Consider the following 16,336-nt stretch of genomic DNA (forward strand, 5'->3'; position numbering starts at 1 on the left):
AACAACCATTTCATAAACCGCCCATGACTTGGGGTGAAGCCGCTAAACGTGATCCGGTGTGGTTACATCATTTCTCGCTGTGTGCGGCACAAATTGAAAACCTACGCCGTTGTTATAATGACCCAATACACTGTGCGGCATTACCCATTACAGAGGGAGATCCATAACCACGATTGAGAGTGCCATGAATAATGAAAAACGTTTTTGGAATACCACCGAACTTGAACAGTTTGGTAAACACCGTTCAACCATTCGTAAGAACTTAAAAGCGGCAGGGGTTTCTCCTGTCGCTTATAAGGGCAACACGCCACTTTATGATGTGGTGCAAGTCGCGCCGTACCTATGCCAACAACCGCGTAAAGAATCAGATGCACCCGATTTAATGGGGTTTAAAACTGCAGCTGAGTTACGGGCGTATGTACAAAGTGAACGTGAAAAGCTGATTTTGATGCGGGAATCTGGTGAGAGTGTCACCAAAGAAGATTATGAGAATGAAATTGCTGTCTGTATTGCCAGTGTTAAAGGCTTTAAAGACAAGGTGATCACTCGTATTGAATCTGCCATTCCGACCGCGACACCGCAACAACTTGAAGATTTAGAAACTCTGCTTAATTTCGATTTAAAGGCGGTCGCTGATGAGCTTGAGACAGTTTGATGCCCGTTTAGGGATTGAGTTTGCCAATGCCAAAGATATTCGGCGTAGTTTTGCTTACTTGTGCGCACCTACCGATAAAACACCGGTGGAAGCGGCTGATGATGAACTGTGGATCTCTGATGGTACCGATGTGACTAAGTTCTTATCGTCACAAGTGCCGTACATGCGAGAGCCGTTAAATTGTTTGGCTCGGCGTATTTATGAAGCGGTGATTGTGGTTGGTCCTGCGCGTTCAGGTAAAACCAAAGCGATGGTGGAAGGCTGGATAAATTACACCGTCACCCAAGCGCCTGGTGACATGCTGCTTATCTACAGTACCAAGACTAAAGCTACTGATATGTCGAAGGTCGATTTAGAACGAAGTTTTTCAGCTACCGCAGGCATTGCCAAGCTGCGAACAGGGCGTAAGGCTGATGACAATATCACCTCGAAGAAATTTAAAAATGGCATGATCCTAAAGTTGGATTCTGCCACTGAAACCAGTTTATCCGCGTCCACCTATCGTTATGCCGGCGCGACCGATTACGATCGTGCTGATGATGCGGTAGGGCAAGAAGGTTCTAAGTTTGAACTGATGCTGATGCGGGTTCAAAACGCGAAATCATCCGGCATGGTAATGGCAGAATCTTCTCCTGGTCGTATTGTACGTAACCCGAAACGGGTTGAAGATTTATCACCGCATGAATCTCAACCCTGTGGTGGTATTGCTGACTTATATAACCAAGGTGATCGCCGCCGTTTCTATTGGTTATGCCAAGACTGTAATAGCTATTTTCGTCCTGATTTTGAAACTCTTAAATGGGAACAACATGCTGAGCCTTTAGAAGCCGCTAAAACCGCATGGGTGGAATGTCCTCGCTGTTGCCATCGTCATACTGAATCACAAAAACAGACCATGAATCTTGAAGGGCGTTGGTTTCGTGATGGTGCAATTGACCAATATGGTGAGGTTGTCACTGATGAATCAGCCATTAGAACCAGTAAATGGGCAACGTTTTGGTTTGAAGGCATTGTGGCAGCCTATGCCAGTTGGGAAAACTTGGTGTATCGCTTTCTTAATGCGGATGCCTTGTACAAAGACTGTGGTGATGAAGAGTCATTAAAAACCTTTATCAACGTCCGTATGGGGCGACCTTATGTGATGCAGTCGCGTGGTCAAGAAGTGGGTGCGCATCAGTTAATGGCGCGAGCTGCTGATCATGAACGTGGCATTGTGCCATTAGGTGGACGCTTCTTAATGATGTCCATCGATGTGCAAGGTGGTAAACAGAACCCACGTTTTGTGGTGCAAGCCCATGTCTATGGTGAAGGGCTGCAGCGGTGGGTGATTGACCGCTTTGAAATTCTCACTAATCCCTATCGTAACAATGACCGCATTAATCCAATGGTGTATGCCGAAGATTGGGATTTATTGATTGAACAAGTGATCAAGAAAACCTATCCCTTAGCGGATGGTTCAGGGCGGGTGATGAAACCGGTATTAACCTTGTGTGATTCCGGTGGCTCAGGTGAGAAGAAAAAAGGTAAGCAGAAAAGCTCATCCGTTACCGATCATGCTTATCAGTTTTATAATCGCCTTAAAGGGCATGGCTTATCGCATCTATTCCGCTTAGTGAAAGGGGCAAGCCGTGACATCGATGATCTGGTTAAAGAAACCTATCCCGATAAACGCAGTAAGTTAGCCAACGGTGAAATCCCGTTGTTAATGCTGCATACCAACCGTTTAAAAAACCGCGTAGCTGCCAGTTTTTCACGGTTAGAGTTTGGTGCCCGGTTCTTTCATTTACCTGGTTGGGCGGATCGGGTTTGGTTTGATGAACTCACGGTTGAATATATTGATGAACTTGGTCATTGGCAAAAGCCCGATGGTGCACGTAATGAGTCGTTTGATTTATGTGCCTATGCCGAAGCCGGTATGCATTACAAAGGCGGTGATGATATCCATTGGGATAACCCGCCAGCATGGGCCGCTGATTGGCAATTTAATAGCAATGTGGTTGATGCTGACCAAACGCCGAAGTTTGAGCGGGTGGCGCGTCGACGATATAACCACTCAAAAGGAATTTTCGGATGACAACCCAACGTGAACGGCTGCAGTGGTATCTCGATGCTGAGAAAAAGATCTTGATGCAACAAGCGGTTGAAACTGCTGAAGGGGAAAAGCTGACCTTTGCGAGTTTGGCAACGGTACGTCGTGAAATAGAACGTCTGCAGCAGTTGATTAGCCGCGAAAATCAGGGAGGACGCCGCAGTATGATCCGGAGAAACTACCTTGAGTAAATTGAATATAGCCGATCGTATCATTTGTTATTTTAATCCTAAGTCAGGGGCTGAACGGCTTTATAACCGTAACCTGATTAATAAATACCAAGCCGCACTGCCTGCTAATCCTCATACCAAAAAACGTAATGCTCGCTCTACTGGCAAAGCCAACCAAATCAATAAAGATGCGAAGTCTTTACGCGAACGTGCACGACATATGGATGAAAACACGCCTTATGTTACCGCCATTCTTGATGAGTTGTGTGCCAATGTCGTAGGACCTAATGGCATTATGATTGAACCACAGCCGTTAGACATGAACGGTGATGTTCATACTGACTTTGCCCGTAAGATCAGCGAATGGTTTGAACGGTTTTCATTGCAACAAAACATTGATGGTGAGTTATCACGGGCTGAAACCGAATGGTTAGCCTGTCGAACGTGGCTGCGTGATGGTGAAGTGTTTGCCCGTTATTACCTAGGGCGAGATGCAGGAATTGAATATCCATCAACAACGCCGTTTGGCGTACAGCCATTTGAGCCTGATTACATACCATTGAATATCAACGAGCCTGAAAAGGGCATGTATGAAGGTATTCGCCGTAATGGTTTAGGTCAGATGGTGTCTTTGTTGATTCAGCGTGATGCCCATGGCTTTTCTTTTGCTGAAGTGGATGCGCGGTTTGTGGCGCATTTAAAATTTACTCGTCGATTTCATCAAAACCGAGGGGTAACACTGCTGCATTCGGTTCTAGATTTGATTGCAGATATTGAAGATTACGATCAATCAGAGCGTGTCAGTGCACAGATTGCCAGCCGATTTGCTTATTTCATTAAACGGGATACGGGCTCAGGTGAGACTGATAACTTTGAACGTGGCGGCGATATCTTTCTAGGGATGGGAAACAGTTTTGAACTCGCTCCTGGTGAAGATGCTGGCATTGTTGAAAGCAAGCGCCAAGAAGCTATGAGCAGTCCATTTCGTGATGCTCAAATGCGATTAGCGGCATCAGGTGCGGGTGTTAACTGCTCGAGCGTCACTCGTCATTACACGGGTTCTTATTCTGCCCAACGGCAAGAGCTGATTGATTCCTTTGCCCGTTATCGCATTTTACAACGTAAGTTCGTTACCAGTTGGACCCGTCCTCAATATCGAATGGCACTGCAGATGGCGATTTTATCGCGTGAATTGGTGGTGCCTAAAGAAGTGGATGTGGTTTCAGTGCTTAACGCCATTTATCAAGCCCCTGTGATGCCGTGGATTGATCCCGCTAAGGAAATGACAGGGATTGAAAAAGGGACCCGTCTAGGGCTGCAATCACTGAGTCATTTCCAACGTGAACGCAACTATAACCCTGTCGCTGTACGCCGTGAGATAAAAGCCGAACGCCAAGCCATGAATGATGATGCCATTGTGAGTACGGCTGATCCTGCGCATAACGTTCAAACGAAGATCCAACATTCAACCAAAGAGGCACAACATGCCAAAGACAACTAAATCGTGGTTCACGCTCAATAACCAAGGCGAAGGCCAACCGGTGAAGGTGTGGATCCATGGTGACATTGGTAGTTATGACATTGAAGCCATTGATTTAATCAAAGCTCTGCAGTCTGTCGGTGCACAAGATGCTGAGTTCCGTATTCAAAGTTATGGTGGCTCGGTCTATGAAGGGCTGGCGATGTATAACGCCATTAAAGCTCATAAAGGTAAAACCATTGGCATCGTTGATGGGTTAGTGGCATCGATTTCTAGCTATTTCTTAATGGCTTGCGATGAAATTCAAATGCCTGAAAACGCCAAGCTAATGATTCATGATCCTGCTATTGGTGCATGGGGGGGCGAAAATGAAATAGAAAGTGCGTTAACTCAACTGAAGAACGCCAAGCAGACCATTGCTGAAGCCTATGCCGAGCGTTGTGGTAAGTCGTTAGATGATGTGCTGCAAGCGATGGCAAAAGAAACCTGGTTCACCGCCAGCCAAGCATTGGAGTTTGGTTTGATTGATGCGGTGATTGATGCTGTGGACTTATCCAATTGCCTTAAAAAAGTCTCTGCCACTGAGCTGCAAGCCAAAGCCTTTAAACATACCCCTGATGATTTATTGAATCAGCTTGTGCAACCGCCAGCAACGCCAACACCTGAACCTCTAATAAACCAACAAAGTGATCCTATGCCTAAACCTATCGATAACGATGCATTACAAAATGCGTTAAAAAGCGAGAACCAACGTCAATCGACTATTCGTGCCTTGTGTGCAACCCATAAGGTGAGTGACACCCTGCGTGATGAAATGCTTAATGATTTAAATTGCAGTGCTGAAGATAGTTCGCTCAAGATACTGCAATACTTGGGTTCGATTTCCATTAATGGTCAAGAGCCCACTGCAGAACAACCACCAACAGGGTTAACCAATACTCATATTCATGTGGGCAACGGTAATACCACTAAAGATACGCTGCAAAATGCGTTAAATGCTCGTTGTGGTACGGGCGAAATTGAAAAAGATAACCCGTACCGTCTAAAAACCTTACTTGATATGGCTGAAATAGCAGTGGGTAAGGACGCTAAATATTGCGGTAACAAGAATGAATTAGTCGCTCGTGCGTTTAACAGTGGCGATTTTGCCGACATCATCACTGAAAGTGTGCGAACGGTGATGCGAGATGAAGCACAAGTACGTGCACCATTATGGCGAGACTTAGCAAATACTGAAAACCTGCCGAACTTTAAAGAAACTGATTTAATTCTGATTAATGATGCGCCTGATTTAATGGCAGTGTCAGAAGACGGTGAATACAAATCAGCCACTATCAAAGGCAGTGGTGAAAAAATTCAGTTAGCCAGTTTTGGTCGTGAAATTGCCTTTACCCGCCAAGCTATCATCAATGATGAGATTGCCTTGATCTCAAAAATTCCGCGTAAGTTCATGCAATCGGCTTATCGCTTGTCGGATAAGTTGATGTTTAACGCTATTCTTAGCGGAAAAATGGGTGATGGTAAGAGTGTGTTCCAAGCGGGTGGCGCGAATAAGTGGGGCAACTTAGTTAATGATATTCCTGCCGCTGATTACCAAGCCTTAGTGATGGCGCTGCATAAAGCCTTTGCAACCGCGACTACCTCTGAAGGTGATGCGTTAGATTTACGCGGTGACATCCTGCTGGCTAACCCTGACCATGCCTCATTCTTAGAAGCGGTACTTAATACGGCCAGTAAACCTGATACGTTTAACCCTGCCTATAAGAAGTTTGCCAAGGTAGTCGAAACTGCTCGATTAGCCACGATTAATGGTGCGATTGCGTTAACCGGTAAAGACTTTGATTCAGTGGTGATGGGCTTCCTTGATGGTGCACAAGATCCTTGGTTAGAAACGGGGGATGGTTGGAGCAGTGACGGTGCGAAGTTCCGTATTACTTATGATGTGACCTCGAAAGTGCTCGATCGTCGTGGCATTGCTCAGGCAACATTTGCCAATAAATAATAGCGATTGTTATAGGGTGCTTCGGCATCCTTTTTTATAAGCGTAATAAACACATGGACATAAAACACTATGCGTATTGCTGATGGTTTAAAGATTGATTTAAAAGCGCCTGTGGGTGGCTTTGAGAAAGATGTGCCGGTTAAATATGGTGCGTTGATTGTGGTACCTAACTATTCGGCTAAAGAAGGCCAAGTAGTGAGCTGTACTTACCGTGGTTTGTTTGATGGACCCATTAAAGCCGGCGATTCTCCATCCTTTGTGGGTGAAGCGGCTTATTTTGATGGTGGGGTATTTACTAAAACCGCACCAACAGGTGATGGTGCGGTGACCGTTCCTATCGGCTCATTCATTGATAGCGGCGTATTGTTGATGGGCGTTGCCTTAAACGGTTAATTCACAAAGGGGGGTGATCATCAATGAAGAGTGCGTTTGATGATGCTCGGCAGTTGATTCAAGCCGCTATTCAGCAGTGCTTTGGCAGTGAATTAGTGGTGATGTTACCTGATGGCCAACAGCGAAAAATTCAAGGTTACATCAAACACCAATCATCAGAGAATCATGCCATTAAACGGTTATTAACAGGGAGTTGTTTACCACCGTTATCAACCATGATGATAAAGGGTAAGCGTTATAGCTTGGTGATCTCTGGCCATGAACAAGGCAAAGGAAAGCAAGAGAGTCAGCTGCAGCGTGAATATGTTTTAAATCTGTCGCAAGCAGGGATTAAGCATGACTTCTCTGAATTCTAATATGGTATTGGATACCCGTTTTCTTGCTCGTCTTTCCTATCTTCCTGATGAATTAGCCAAAGCCGCTAAACAAGCGATGATCAAAACCAATCGCTGGTTAAGGGCGGCTTCGATGGCTGATTTAGGCTATGAACTCAGTATTGATTCAAAAGCCATGACCACCCGTTTTAGAACCTATAAAAACGGCGGTATGTCAAAGCTGTGGGTGGGGGTAAGAAGTCTTGGTGTACATCGATTAGGGACACCAGTTCAAAATGGTAAAGGGGTGCAAGTGGGTGGCCATTTCTATGATGGTGCGTTTATCTCACCGATGGACAGTGATCAACTTTTGGTCTTTCGTCGTGAAAATAAAGGTCGAAAATCCATTAAGTTAGTCACAATTGATATTAGTGAAGAAGCAGAAGAGATCATTGATTCTTACTTACCTGATTTGAACCGTAAATTTGAGGAGTTTTTTCATCGTGAGTTCCAATTCATTCTTTCGGGCTCCAAGTGAATGGGTGATGACCGTTATTGAGCAGTTAGAGCAGCGTTTACAGCTCGGCAAGATAGAAACTGCTTATCAACGTGAAGAAACAGAGCCCAGTGCGCCTATCGTGCGTTACCAATGTGGTGAATGCCAATCCATTAATCACACCAACAATGATGGCCGTAAAATCCATGAAATTGAGCTGAGATTCTTGGTTGAAGTGCCTATTGCTCAAGTTAACTTTGATGTGGTGGCGCTGGATTTATCAAGCCGTATTGAACGTGAGTTATTTAATCAACGTTTTGGTTGTGTGGATGATGTTGAAGAGGCGCGGTTGATTTCAAATCTGCCGCGCCGTTTTAATCCTGATAATGGGGTGTTCTTACGGGTTGTTACTATCAAGCAGCGTATTTTTATGGGGCCGATTGAACACGATTGGCATGAGATTATAGGAACGCAAGCCAATGTTGAGGGCATTAGTTGAACGGATCCGTTCGTTAGAAAAAGAAGTGATGGCTTTGCGTGAGGAAATGGAAGAAAACCGCCGTTCTTCAAACAATATTATTCGTTTAGGTGTGGTGGCTGCGGCATCAAAACAAGCCGTTGATGTTACCGCTGGTCAGAATAAGGCAACGCGGGTGCCGTTCTTTGTTCATAGCGCGGGGCGTGTTAGTCACTATCGCCGTCCTAGTGTGGGTGAGCAGTGCATTCTGATTAACTTAGGCTGTGGTGATAACCTCAATAATTCCGTTGCGCTGATGGGATTACCGTCAACAAACTTTCCTTGTCCAACGACCGAAGAAAACCAAGTGATGACCGATTACGGCAACGGTATGACGGAGTGTTATGACTTAGATACCGGTGCATTAACGGCGCATTATCCTGGTGGTGTCAAAGTGGTGGGTGACATTGAGCAAGAGGGTAATTATCGTGCTTCGGGTGATGTGGCTGATGGTACTCGTTCGATGGCTGCTGATCGTAAGATTTATAACAGTCACATCCATACGCATGGAAACCCTAACACCAGTAAAACGGGGCAACAACAATGATAGGGATTGATCCTAAAACAGGGAAAACCGTCACAGGTATTGCGGCGTTAACGTGTCGCTTTGAACGGATCCTGACAACACAAATGACCTCACGCATTAAGCGCCGCCAAATAGGCAATAAAGCCATTGCCCGTTTAGGTCGCATGCAAAGCCCAACGGAAGCCATGATAGTACAAAACCTATCCCTTGAAGCGTTGGCTAATCCTGCTAATGGTTTAATCCAATTTAAAGCTAAACAGTGCCAAGCCATAGCAAGTGATACGGGGTTTTCAGTGGTGGTGAAAGGCGTATGGCAAGGCAATGATATTAAATTACAGGTGCGGTTATGAGTTTACCTAAAGCGTTTGTGGTACCTGAATTTGAAACCTTATTGAGTGAGTATATTGAAGCGGCAGTGGCGTATTGTGCTAAGTCCGATACCGATAAGGCGCAATTATTACACCAAGCGATGACCAATGATGGTGAACTGCTGGCACAAGTGACTCAGGCGTTTGTATTAAAGCGGGTGGCTGAAATTAGAGAGCAGAACCACCAAGCCTTACAGATGTTTCGTAAGTTCGTCACTGAATCCGATATGGTGGATTTACTGGCATTGCAATATGGCTTAAAGCGGCAAATATTAACGCCAAGTGATAACAGTATTTTTCCACCTAAACCCGCCATCATGGAATCAGATGAAAGTCTGCTGCAGCGGTTTGATTTAGCGCCTTATCAGTTCCATACCACAGGTACGCGAATGGGGTATAAATTCCATGCGCTGACCTTAGATGAACGGCCGCTGATAAAGATTGAATCAGAGCCTGATGCAGTGGTGATGCGGTATGAGTTTCAGCACTTAAACAGACCGATGCCAGTTAAAGATGCGATGCCTAAAATGCTAGAGCCTAACTCTGGCAAAGTATGTGTGGCAGTGCTGAGCCGAGAACATCCACAAGGCATTGCCAGTGCTGCGTTATTAAAGCGGGTGGCTGATTACCTTCAACGTGATGATATTGCCCAAGAGTCTGATGAAATCACCACGAAAAGTGCAGCTCCAAAGCTGTATCGAATTGTGGCCACGGTGTATACCGGTTCAGATCCAAGCTCGCATGTTGATAAAACCCAAGCAGAACAAGCAGCATGGGCATTAGCTGAAAAACGCCATAAGCTCAATGGTATTGTTGATAGAGAAGAAGTGGCACACATTCTTTATGAGTTAGGGGCAAAACGCGCCAAAGTCCACGAACCTGCCGCTGATGTTATTTGCCAGTGGGATCAAGCGCCGTATTGTACGGAGGTGATCATTGATGTTCGAGGTGACTGAGCCTTTTATTTCGGTTCAACCTGAAAACCGCACCCTGATTGAAGAATCCTTAGAATATGCTTGGCATACCTTACTGGCGAACCAACGCGATCCCTTTCCTGAACTGAAACAACCACGATTAACCTCAGAGCATTTTGTTTCCTTATTGGCTGGTGAGCGTGGGGTAACCGATTGGCGACCTGAAGATTCTTTAGAGCAGCAACGTAAAACAGCCGATCACGCCTTTGAAATTCACCGAAAAGCGGGAACTCGTCACGGTTTAGCGGTGGCTATGGATGCGTTGGATTGTGATATTGAAGTTACCCCTTGGTATCAAATGGATGCGCCGCCAGGTCCTTATCATATTGAGGTGGTGGCTTGGAAACGTAATGAGCCAGTGAATCAAAAAACAGCTAAACGAATGCTGACACGGATTGAGAATACTAAATCTGAGCGTGACACCGTTGAACTGATTTTAGCTTTTGGTTTAGACACAGGACTTACGTTTTCAGGGGTAAAACAGCCATCTGTTGTTGATTACGATGATTCAGCCACTGGCATCATGCCACCATCACCGTTGGTATTGGCTCCATTGAGCGTTTCAGGGGCTCTCTTTCATACCACTGTTGGTGATGAGTCATATCAGGGAGCCATGCCTAATGACGCGTGGTGTGCAGGTGGAAGCTATTTTGCAGGCGGTATGCGTATGGTGATGAGTACCGATATAACGTTAGGAGCAAGAACATGAGTTCACCCGTTGTTCAATTTACTAAAGTGGGATTGGCCGAGCTAATTAGCGCCAAAAACCAAGGCATCAAAGGGGCGATTAAATGGATAGCGGCAGGTGACCGCAGTTATCAGCCAACACCTGAACAAAAAGCGTTGTACAACGAAAAGCAACGTGAACTGATTTTAGATTGGGAAGAATTAAGCCCCACACAACTACGTATGGCGGCGGTATTTAAAGGCAATCTGGAATATGAGGTGCGAGAAGTCGGGTTCTTTTTAGAAACAGGCACCTTGTTAGCGGTCTATTCAGTGCCTAATACTTTATTGGCGTATAAATCAGCCAATGCCAGCTGGTTACAGAAGTTCACGCTAGATGTCTCCCCATTACCGTCAAATAGCATCACGATTGAGGTCGGTAATGACAATATAAACCTGTTACTGGGTGAAGAGTTAACCACCATAGCAACGGCTCAAATTGGCAATATGTCGCGCCATCTTGAATTGCTATTTCGTTTTAATGAACTAGAGAAAAGAGTGTGAGGGATGATGGCATGCACAATGGAAGGACCGCCATTACTGAGCATTATTGCTGGCACAACCTATGGCTTTGATGTTAGCTGGACAACGGGTGATGATAGCAATCCCTATGTAAAATTGTTTGGCTGTACCGCTGTTTTCGTTGTGCGTTCTATTGAGGGTGAAGTGCTGGTGCGGGGGACCACAGAATCTGGACATATCACCATTATTGAACACCAACAGCAAAGCGATGCACTCGATATCAAAGTCACCCATGACCAAACCCAAGGTCACCAACCAACAGCATGGGAGAACGCGAGTTATGAAGTGCGGGTAACCTTTCCAAGTGGTGATCCTTACAGCATCTTGCGTGGTCCTGCGGTACTGATAAAAGGGGCGGTTGATGATTAGCGCAAATGCAAAAGTGTTGGTCACGCTCAATACTGACCGCGTGATAACAGTGCGGTTACCGCAAGGGATTGCTGTTGTTCGAGAGCAAGTGAAACCCAATATTCAAGTGGTAACGATTGGTCAGCAAGGGCCTGTGGGTACGGTTAGTGAAGAAGTCTTAGCGACTGCTGCAGAGGCAAAAGCCTTGGCGGTAGCTGCTTCTGAAGTTACCCAATCAACCGCTTTACTGCTAGATAGCGTCATTATCAGCATCACCAACGGGTTTAACTTTCAGGCGGGGGAACTGTCAGCTTAGGAGTGAAAGTGTTAAACAATAAAATTGACCAAATGATAGCGGCACTCAATAACGTGATGGGTGTGATTAATGGCAAGTTGCGATTAAAAGCTGACAAAACAGAAATCTATTCACGTTCTTATCTTGATGATCCGCTTTCTACCTTAGGCGCTAACACCGCAACGGCTAATAAACTCAAAGTTGCCCGCACCATCACCCTTGGCCGTGATGCCAATGGCTCAGTGTCCTTTGATGGTTCAGGCAATGTCACACTGCAGGTCACTATTCCAGCACTTGATGATAAAGCCGACACGATTGATACCTTAACACCGGCACAAATTGATGCCCGTATTAAGCAATTGATAGGTGTGGCACCTGAAGTATTAGATACCTTTGAAGAGTTGGCCAAGGCACTGGGTAATGATCCGCATTTTGCTGCCACCATGACAGCGGAATTAGCCAAGAAAGCCAATGCTAATCAGGTCTACAGCATCACGGCAGCGGATGCACAATTTCTAACTAAACGAGGAAAAGCGGCAGATACCACACTGTTTGGTGGTAATGCGCCGGCTCACTATGCAACCTCCGGCCAAATATCGACATTAGAGCAAGAGATTGCGGATGGTTTTACACGACTTGCCGCATCGTTTAATGATGCAGCAAATACAATTAATGGAAGTTAATCAATGAGTTTAGAACAACAAATAGGGGCATTGGTTAAAGCCTCAGAAAACCTAACGGGTGCCGTGAATGGCAAGATTGGGGAGATTGATAAGAAGGTTGATGCCGCAGTTAAAGCTATTCCCGAATTACATAAAACATTTTATATCGATAGTGTCGCAGGTAATGACAATGCATTAGGGACACAATCCTTACCGATAAAGACAATATATGAAGCGGTTATTCGTACACCTATAAATGGCTCAGTAAGTATTTTTTTAAAGAAAAATCAAGACCATTTTATGTCGGGAACCGTTCCTCAATTTACTAATGCAACAAATAAAAAGATACAATTAGCAGCATACAGTGCAGGTTCTAAACCTGTAATAAAAATGTTAACAACGGATTCGCCAACAGGCAGTATTCTTAATGGTTTTATAGTTTCAACTTTTACCAGTATTACTGTTGTTGAATGTGTCATTGATACAATGTCATTACCATTAGATCAAACAAAGCCATGGCCAGAATATGGTGGTTTTGTTTCTAGAGAAGGATCGTTAGGTGAAGTTGGTAATGCGTTAATTTCATTATCTCATAGTGAAATTAAAATAAGAGATCATCAATTATCATCTCATTATGGTCGTGTTGATTATAATTTTAGAGCAGTCATTATTCATCATGTTGGCCGTCAAGTTAAATTAAACTCAGGAGGAGATACGTTTTATTGCACTTTTAATGGTGTTTCATTATCTGATACATCTAAAACATTAAAAGATTGTTTATCTGGTGCAACTGCGGCAAATACATTAACGAATATTTCATTAGCATAAGGGTGATTATATTATGGATTCAATACTGATTAATGGTCAGCGTATTTACGGTCTTAATTTAAATGATAAAGATTATAATGGTGATCCGATTTATTCGTTTTTTGGTATAACAAAAGAACAAGCCGATATATTAAAAAAACAAAATCAGTGGTTAGAAACTCGAAAAACGCGGGATCAACTAATGATAAAAACAGATTGGACTCAGGCGAACGATGCACCATTAACTTCTGAAAAGAAAACTGAATTTACCGCTTACCGCCAAGCATTACGCGACATTCCCCAAACCTACGATAACCCTGATGACATCGTATGGCCAACAAAGCCAACTATTTAGAAACCGCTCTTAGTCAGCGGTTTTTTTGTATCTAAAATCTGAGTCATAAAGGAATAACATGGCAACCTTGAATCAAACAGGGCTGCAAGATCATCCGATCTTGCAGCCTTTTCGTTTAAATGGGCGTTGGTATTCACCGGCAGATAACACCATTGCTTTACACCCAACCCAAACCGCCTTTTTGCTGATGAATGGCAAGATTGGAAAACCGGCACAACTTCCTGTTCAACAAAAAGCCAAAGGACAGCAACAATGAGTTCATTAGCACCCATTCAAGATTTTGAATTAAACGGGGTTGAGGTTCGTACTATTGAACCGCAACCAAGTATGGGGCCATTAGCGCAACAAGTGGTGCACTTGATTGGTACGGCTCCCGATAAACGCGGCACCATTGCTTATAACGAGCCAACACGGTTATGGAATTATGCTGATGCAATGATGGCATTAGATTCAACCGGTAACCGTCAGGGCTCGTTACCTACCGTAGTACGTTATTTGTTTGAGTACGTGAAATGCGCACTCTATGTCACGGTGGTCGAAGTCGGCGCGACGACGGTAGAAACAGAAGCCAATGTGATTGGTGGTGTGGATTCAGCAACCGGTGCTATTCGTGGTTTGGAAACCGTTAAGGCTTGCCCTGAAACACCCACCATTATTGCTGCCCCTGGTTTTCATTCAAAAGCAGTAGGACAAAAGTTGGCGTTAATTGGGCGTGATGTGCGTTGTCGTCCTGTGCTTGATGGCCCAAACACCAATGATATGGCTGCGGCTGAGTTTGCAGCAGGGTTTGGCGCTGAAGGAACCGGCGAAGATAAGTTGTGCATCATAGATCCTTGGTTTATGAAAACTTACGATGGCGTACAAGTATTAATGCCAGCATCCATCGCTTTAGTGGCGGCAATGGCTTCGGTATCGGGTTGGGAAAGTCCACAAAATCGCTCTGTGGTGTGTGATGAAACCGCCCGTAATATTGCCTATAAAATCAATGATAAAACTACGCAAGCGAACTTTCTGAATAAACATGGTGTGGTGACGATAGCGCATACACGCATGGGCGGTTATTCGATTATTGGTAACCGTACTAATACCGGACGTTTTATCTCTCATGTTGGTTTAGAAGACTTGATGGCACGTAAGTTAGAAGAAACCAGCCAACCGTTATTAGGTAAACAACTGACTGAAGAGTTCATGCAGCAAGTAGTTGATCGTTTAACTAATTGGGGGCAGGACTTAGTGGCGCAGACTGTGATCCCGGTGTTTAAAGCCTTTCTTCATCCTACCAAGAATAATATTGAAAATTACACGGCGGGTCGATGGTTCCTATGCGTGAACTATGGCCGCTATTCACCAAATGAACACATGGTGTATGAAATGAGTGTTGATAACGGGTTAATTGCAGCATGGCTTGATGAGGTGGTAAATGGCTGATCGTATTCGTATGCGCATTACGGCACAGGTTGAATCTGTGCCATTGATGAATGAAATCGTGGACTTTACGCCACCGGAAGTGAAAGCCAAATTAGCCAATAACGAAGGCGCATTTGTCGCTTCTGAAGATACCGTAGGCTTAGAAAAGCTCAGTTGGTCGTTAAAAGTGAAAGGTGAGCATGGGGTGTTATCGCGTTCTTTGGGTAAGTACACCATGGGTAACGCTCAGATTAACGTGGTTGAAAAAGGCAAAAGTACCGATGGTGTTCCCTATGTGGAAACCTATTCGATGTATGGACCGATCACCGCAATTAAGAAAGAAGCAGTGAAGATGGGTGAGAAGCCCACCATTACCATTGAAGGTACCTGTAAAGCCTATACCCAATATGATACGGGGTTATTGGTTCATGATATCAATGTGAATACGGGTAAAACGATCATTGGTGGTGTCGATTTGATGGGATTAGCAGGCATCATTTAAATCTGATTTTAGCTTGAGTAACGAATAGCGCCTACGGGCGCTTTTTTTGATGAATTTTTAGGGAAAACAATGAATAAACAAATTACACTTCCGTTTTTTACCCGTTCAGGTAGCCATAAATTAACGATTAATACCATTACCTTAGGTGCGTTTCGTAAGCTGCCTTTTGTGATGAAAGATGATCTGTCTGCAGCGGAACAATTTAAGCAGTTTAAGGCGATGATTTTAGCCTGTACGGACTTAACACCGACTGAGTTTGAAGAGTTGTCGGTGCCTGATTTCACTCAATTACATCAAGATATTCGTGCTTTTATCTTAACGCCATCCGATGAAATGAATGATCACGCATTAACGGGGAAAGACTTTGAATTTGATTTGGCATTTCCATTTACCAATGAGCTAGAAGAAACCATTAGTCACATTAAATTTGCGGTTCCTAAGGTGAAACACTCTGAAGCATTGGCAGATATTGATGATCATTACGAACGTGAAGAGTTTATGTTTCGCGTGGTGTGCCATTTAGATAAACAAGATATGGACGCCATGGCATTGAATGATTACTTGGCCATTAAACCGCAGGTGGGCGCTTTTTTTCAACTTGCGGGGGATTACTTTCGCCCCGTGACGTCGAAGCTCTGATTGATTTGATCCCAATGCACCGTAATACCACTGAAAGTGAACTCAGAGAATGGTCACAAGACCAGGCATTACGGCGTTATGAATTGATC

The 16,336-nt window shown here is 44.5% G+C and carries 24 protein-coding genes; all 24 read left to right on the top strand.

Annotated features, from left to right (window positions below; genetic code table 11):
* The first annotated feature begins 23 nt into the window (after positions 1-23).
* On the top strand, positions 24-167 hold the full coding sequence (locus tag ACJZU6_RS08840) for a hypothetical protein (protein ID WP_408900109.1): 144 nt from the start codon (positions 24-26) through the stop codon (positions 165-167).
* Between the two features lie 17 nt (positions 168-184).
* Entirely contained in the window at positions 185-655 is a 471-nt protein-coding gene (locus ACJZU6_RS08845; RefSeq protein ID WP_036794941.1) for a hypothetical protein, read from the top strand.
* Positions 636-2,729, top strand: a complete 2,094-nt coding sequence (locus tag ACJZU6_RS08850; RefSeq protein WP_408900110.1) for a terminase gpA endonuclease subunit — start codon at positions 636-638, stop codon at positions 2,727-2,729. Before ACJZU6_RS08845 ends, ACJZU6_RS08850 begins: the two co-directional genes overlap by 20 nt.
* Positions 2,726-2,935, top strand: a complete 210-nt coding sequence (locus tag ACJZU6_RS08855) for a hypothetical protein (protein ID WP_036794937.1) — start codon at positions 2,726-2,728, stop codon at positions 2,933-2,935. Before ACJZU6_RS08850 ends, ACJZU6_RS08855 begins: the two co-directional genes overlap by 4 nt.
* Complete coding sequence (locus ACJZU6_RS08860; RefSeq protein WP_237155975.1) at positions 2,928-4,415, top strand: phage portal protein; 1,488 nt, start codon at positions 2,928-2,930, stop codon at positions 4,413-4,415. Before ACJZU6_RS08855 ends, ACJZU6_RS08860 begins: the two co-directional genes overlap by 8 nt.
* Complete coding sequence (locus ACJZU6_RS08865; RefSeq protein ID WP_408900111.1) at positions 4,399-6,396, top strand: ClpP-like prohead protease/major capsid protein fusion protein; 1,998 nt, start codon at positions 4,399-4,401, stop codon at positions 6,394-6,396. The genes ACJZU6_RS08860 and ACJZU6_RS08865 overlap by 17 nt, the downstream gene beginning before the upstream one ends.
* A gap of 69 nt (positions 6,397-6,465) precedes the next feature.
* Positions 6,466-6,789, top strand: a complete 324-nt coding sequence (locus ACJZU6_RS08870; RefSeq protein WP_087819805.1) for a capsid cement protein — start codon at positions 6,466-6,468, stop codon at positions 6,787-6,789.
* 23 nt (positions 6,790-6,812) lie between these two features.
* The gene (locus ACJZU6_RS08875) at positions 6,813-7,145 is read left to right on the top strand and encodes a hypothetical protein (RefSeq protein ID WP_408900112.1); all 333 of its coding nucleotides are present in this window, start codon (positions 6,813-6,815) and stop codon (positions 7,143-7,145) included.
* The gene (locus tag ACJZU6_RS08880) at positions 7,126-7,641 is read left to right on the top strand and encodes a phage tail protein (protein WP_408900113.1); all 516 of its coding nucleotides are present in this window, start codon (positions 7,126-7,128) and stop codon (positions 7,639-7,641) included. The genes ACJZU6_RS08875 and ACJZU6_RS08880 overlap by 20 nt, the downstream gene beginning before the upstream one ends.
* Before the next feature lie 7 nt (positions 7,642-7,648).
* The gene (locus ACJZU6_RS08885; protein ID WP_408900114.1) at positions 7,649-8,098 is read left to right on the top strand and encodes a hypothetical protein; all 450 of its coding nucleotides are present in this window, start codon (positions 7,649-7,651) and stop codon (positions 8,096-8,098) included.
* Complete coding sequence (locus tag ACJZU6_RS08890) at positions 8,079-8,663, top strand: phage baseplate assembly protein V (RefSeq protein ID WP_408900115.1); 585 nt, start codon at positions 8,079-8,081, stop codon at positions 8,661-8,663. Before ACJZU6_RS08885 ends, ACJZU6_RS08890 begins: the two co-directional genes overlap by 20 nt.
* Positions 8,660-8,992 carry a phage baseplate protein gene (locus tag ACJZU6_RS08895; RefSeq protein ID WP_087819800.1) on the top strand — a complete coding sequence of 111 codons (333 nt, stop codon included), beginning with the start codon at positions 8,660-8,662 and terminating at the stop codon, positions 8,990-8,992. The genes ACJZU6_RS08890 and ACJZU6_RS08895 overlap by 4 nt, the downstream gene beginning before the upstream one ends.
* Entirely contained in the window at positions 8,989-9,966 is a 978-nt protein-coding gene (locus ACJZU6_RS08900) for a baseplate J/gp47 family protein (RefSeq protein WP_408900116.1), read from the top strand. Before ACJZU6_RS08895 ends, ACJZU6_RS08900 begins: the two co-directional genes overlap by 4 nt.
* Positions 9,950-10,693: a phage tail protein I gene (locus ACJZU6_RS08905; protein ID WP_408900117.1), complete on the top strand. Its 744-nt coding sequence runs from the start codon at positions 9,950-9,952 to the stop codon at positions 10,691-10,693. The genes ACJZU6_RS08900 and ACJZU6_RS08905 overlap by 17 nt, the downstream gene beginning before the upstream one ends.
* The gene (locus tag ACJZU6_RS08910) at positions 10,690-11,214 is read left to right on the top strand and encodes a phage tail protein (RefSeq protein ID WP_408900118.1); all 525 of its coding nucleotides are present in this window, start codon (positions 10,690-10,692) and stop codon (positions 11,212-11,214) included. The genes ACJZU6_RS08905 and ACJZU6_RS08910 overlap by 4 nt, the downstream gene beginning before the upstream one ends.
* A 3-nt stretch (positions 11,215-11,217) precedes the next feature.
* The gene (locus ACJZU6_RS08915; RefSeq protein WP_408900119.1) at positions 11,218-11,601 is read left to right on the top strand and encodes a hypothetical protein; all 384 of its coding nucleotides are present in this window, start codon (positions 11,218-11,220) and stop codon (positions 11,599-11,601) included.
* The gene (locus ACJZU6_RS08920; RefSeq protein ID WP_408900120.1) at positions 11,594-11,896 is read left to right on the top strand and encodes a hypothetical protein; all 303 of its coding nucleotides are present in this window, start codon (positions 11,594-11,596) and stop codon (positions 11,894-11,896) included. The genes ACJZU6_RS08915 and ACJZU6_RS08920 overlap by 8 nt, the downstream gene beginning before the upstream one ends.
* 8 nt (positions 11,897-11,904) lie before the next feature.
* Positions 11,905-12,558 (top strand): hypothetical protein, encoded by a 654-nt coding sequence (locus tag ACJZU6_RS08925; protein WP_232598867.1) that lies wholly within the window; start codon positions 11,905-11,907, stop codon positions 12,556-12,558.
* Between the two features lie 3 nt (positions 12,559-12,561).
* Entirely contained in the window at positions 12,562-13,365 is an 804-nt protein-coding gene (locus ACJZU6_RS08930; protein WP_408900121.1) for a hypothetical protein, read from the top strand.
* Between the two features lie 13 nt (positions 13,366-13,378).
* Positions 13,379-13,699 carry a tail fiber assembly protein gene (locus ACJZU6_RS08935; protein ID WP_408900122.1) on the top strand — a complete coding sequence of 107 codons (321 nt, stop codon included), beginning with the start codon at positions 13,379-13,381 and terminating at the stop codon, positions 13,697-13,699.
* Positions 13,700-13,757: 58 nt separating this feature from the next.
* Entirely contained in the window at positions 13,758-13,955 is a 198-nt protein-coding gene (locus ACJZU6_RS08940) for a hypothetical protein (RefSeq protein WP_408900123.1), read from the top strand.
* Positions 13,952-15,127, top strand: a complete 1,176-nt coding sequence (locus tag ACJZU6_RS08945) for a phage tail protein (RefSeq protein ID WP_408900124.1) — start codon at positions 13,952-13,954, stop codon at positions 15,125-15,127. Before ACJZU6_RS08940 ends, ACJZU6_RS08945 begins: the two co-directional genes overlap by 4 nt.
* Complete coding sequence (locus ACJZU6_RS08950; RefSeq protein ID WP_060999072.1) at positions 15,120-15,608, top strand: phage major tail tube protein; 489 nt, start codon at positions 15,120-15,122, stop codon at positions 15,606-15,608. The genes ACJZU6_RS08945 and ACJZU6_RS08950 overlap by 8 nt, the downstream gene beginning before the upstream one ends.
* Before the next feature lie 69 nt (positions 15,609-15,677).
* The gene (locus tag ACJZU6_RS08955; RefSeq protein ID WP_060999070.1) at positions 15,678-16,247 is read left to right on the top strand and encodes a hypothetical protein; all 570 of its coding nucleotides are present in this window, start codon (positions 15,678-15,680) and stop codon (positions 16,245-16,247) included.
* Positions 16,248-16,336 lie beyond the last annotated feature (89 nt).

Origin of the sequence: Photobacterium piscicola (assembly GCF_046058925.1) — a bacterium.
GTDB lineage: Bacteria > Pseudomonadota > Gammaproteobacteria > Enterobacterales > Vibrionaceae > Photobacterium > Photobacterium piscicola.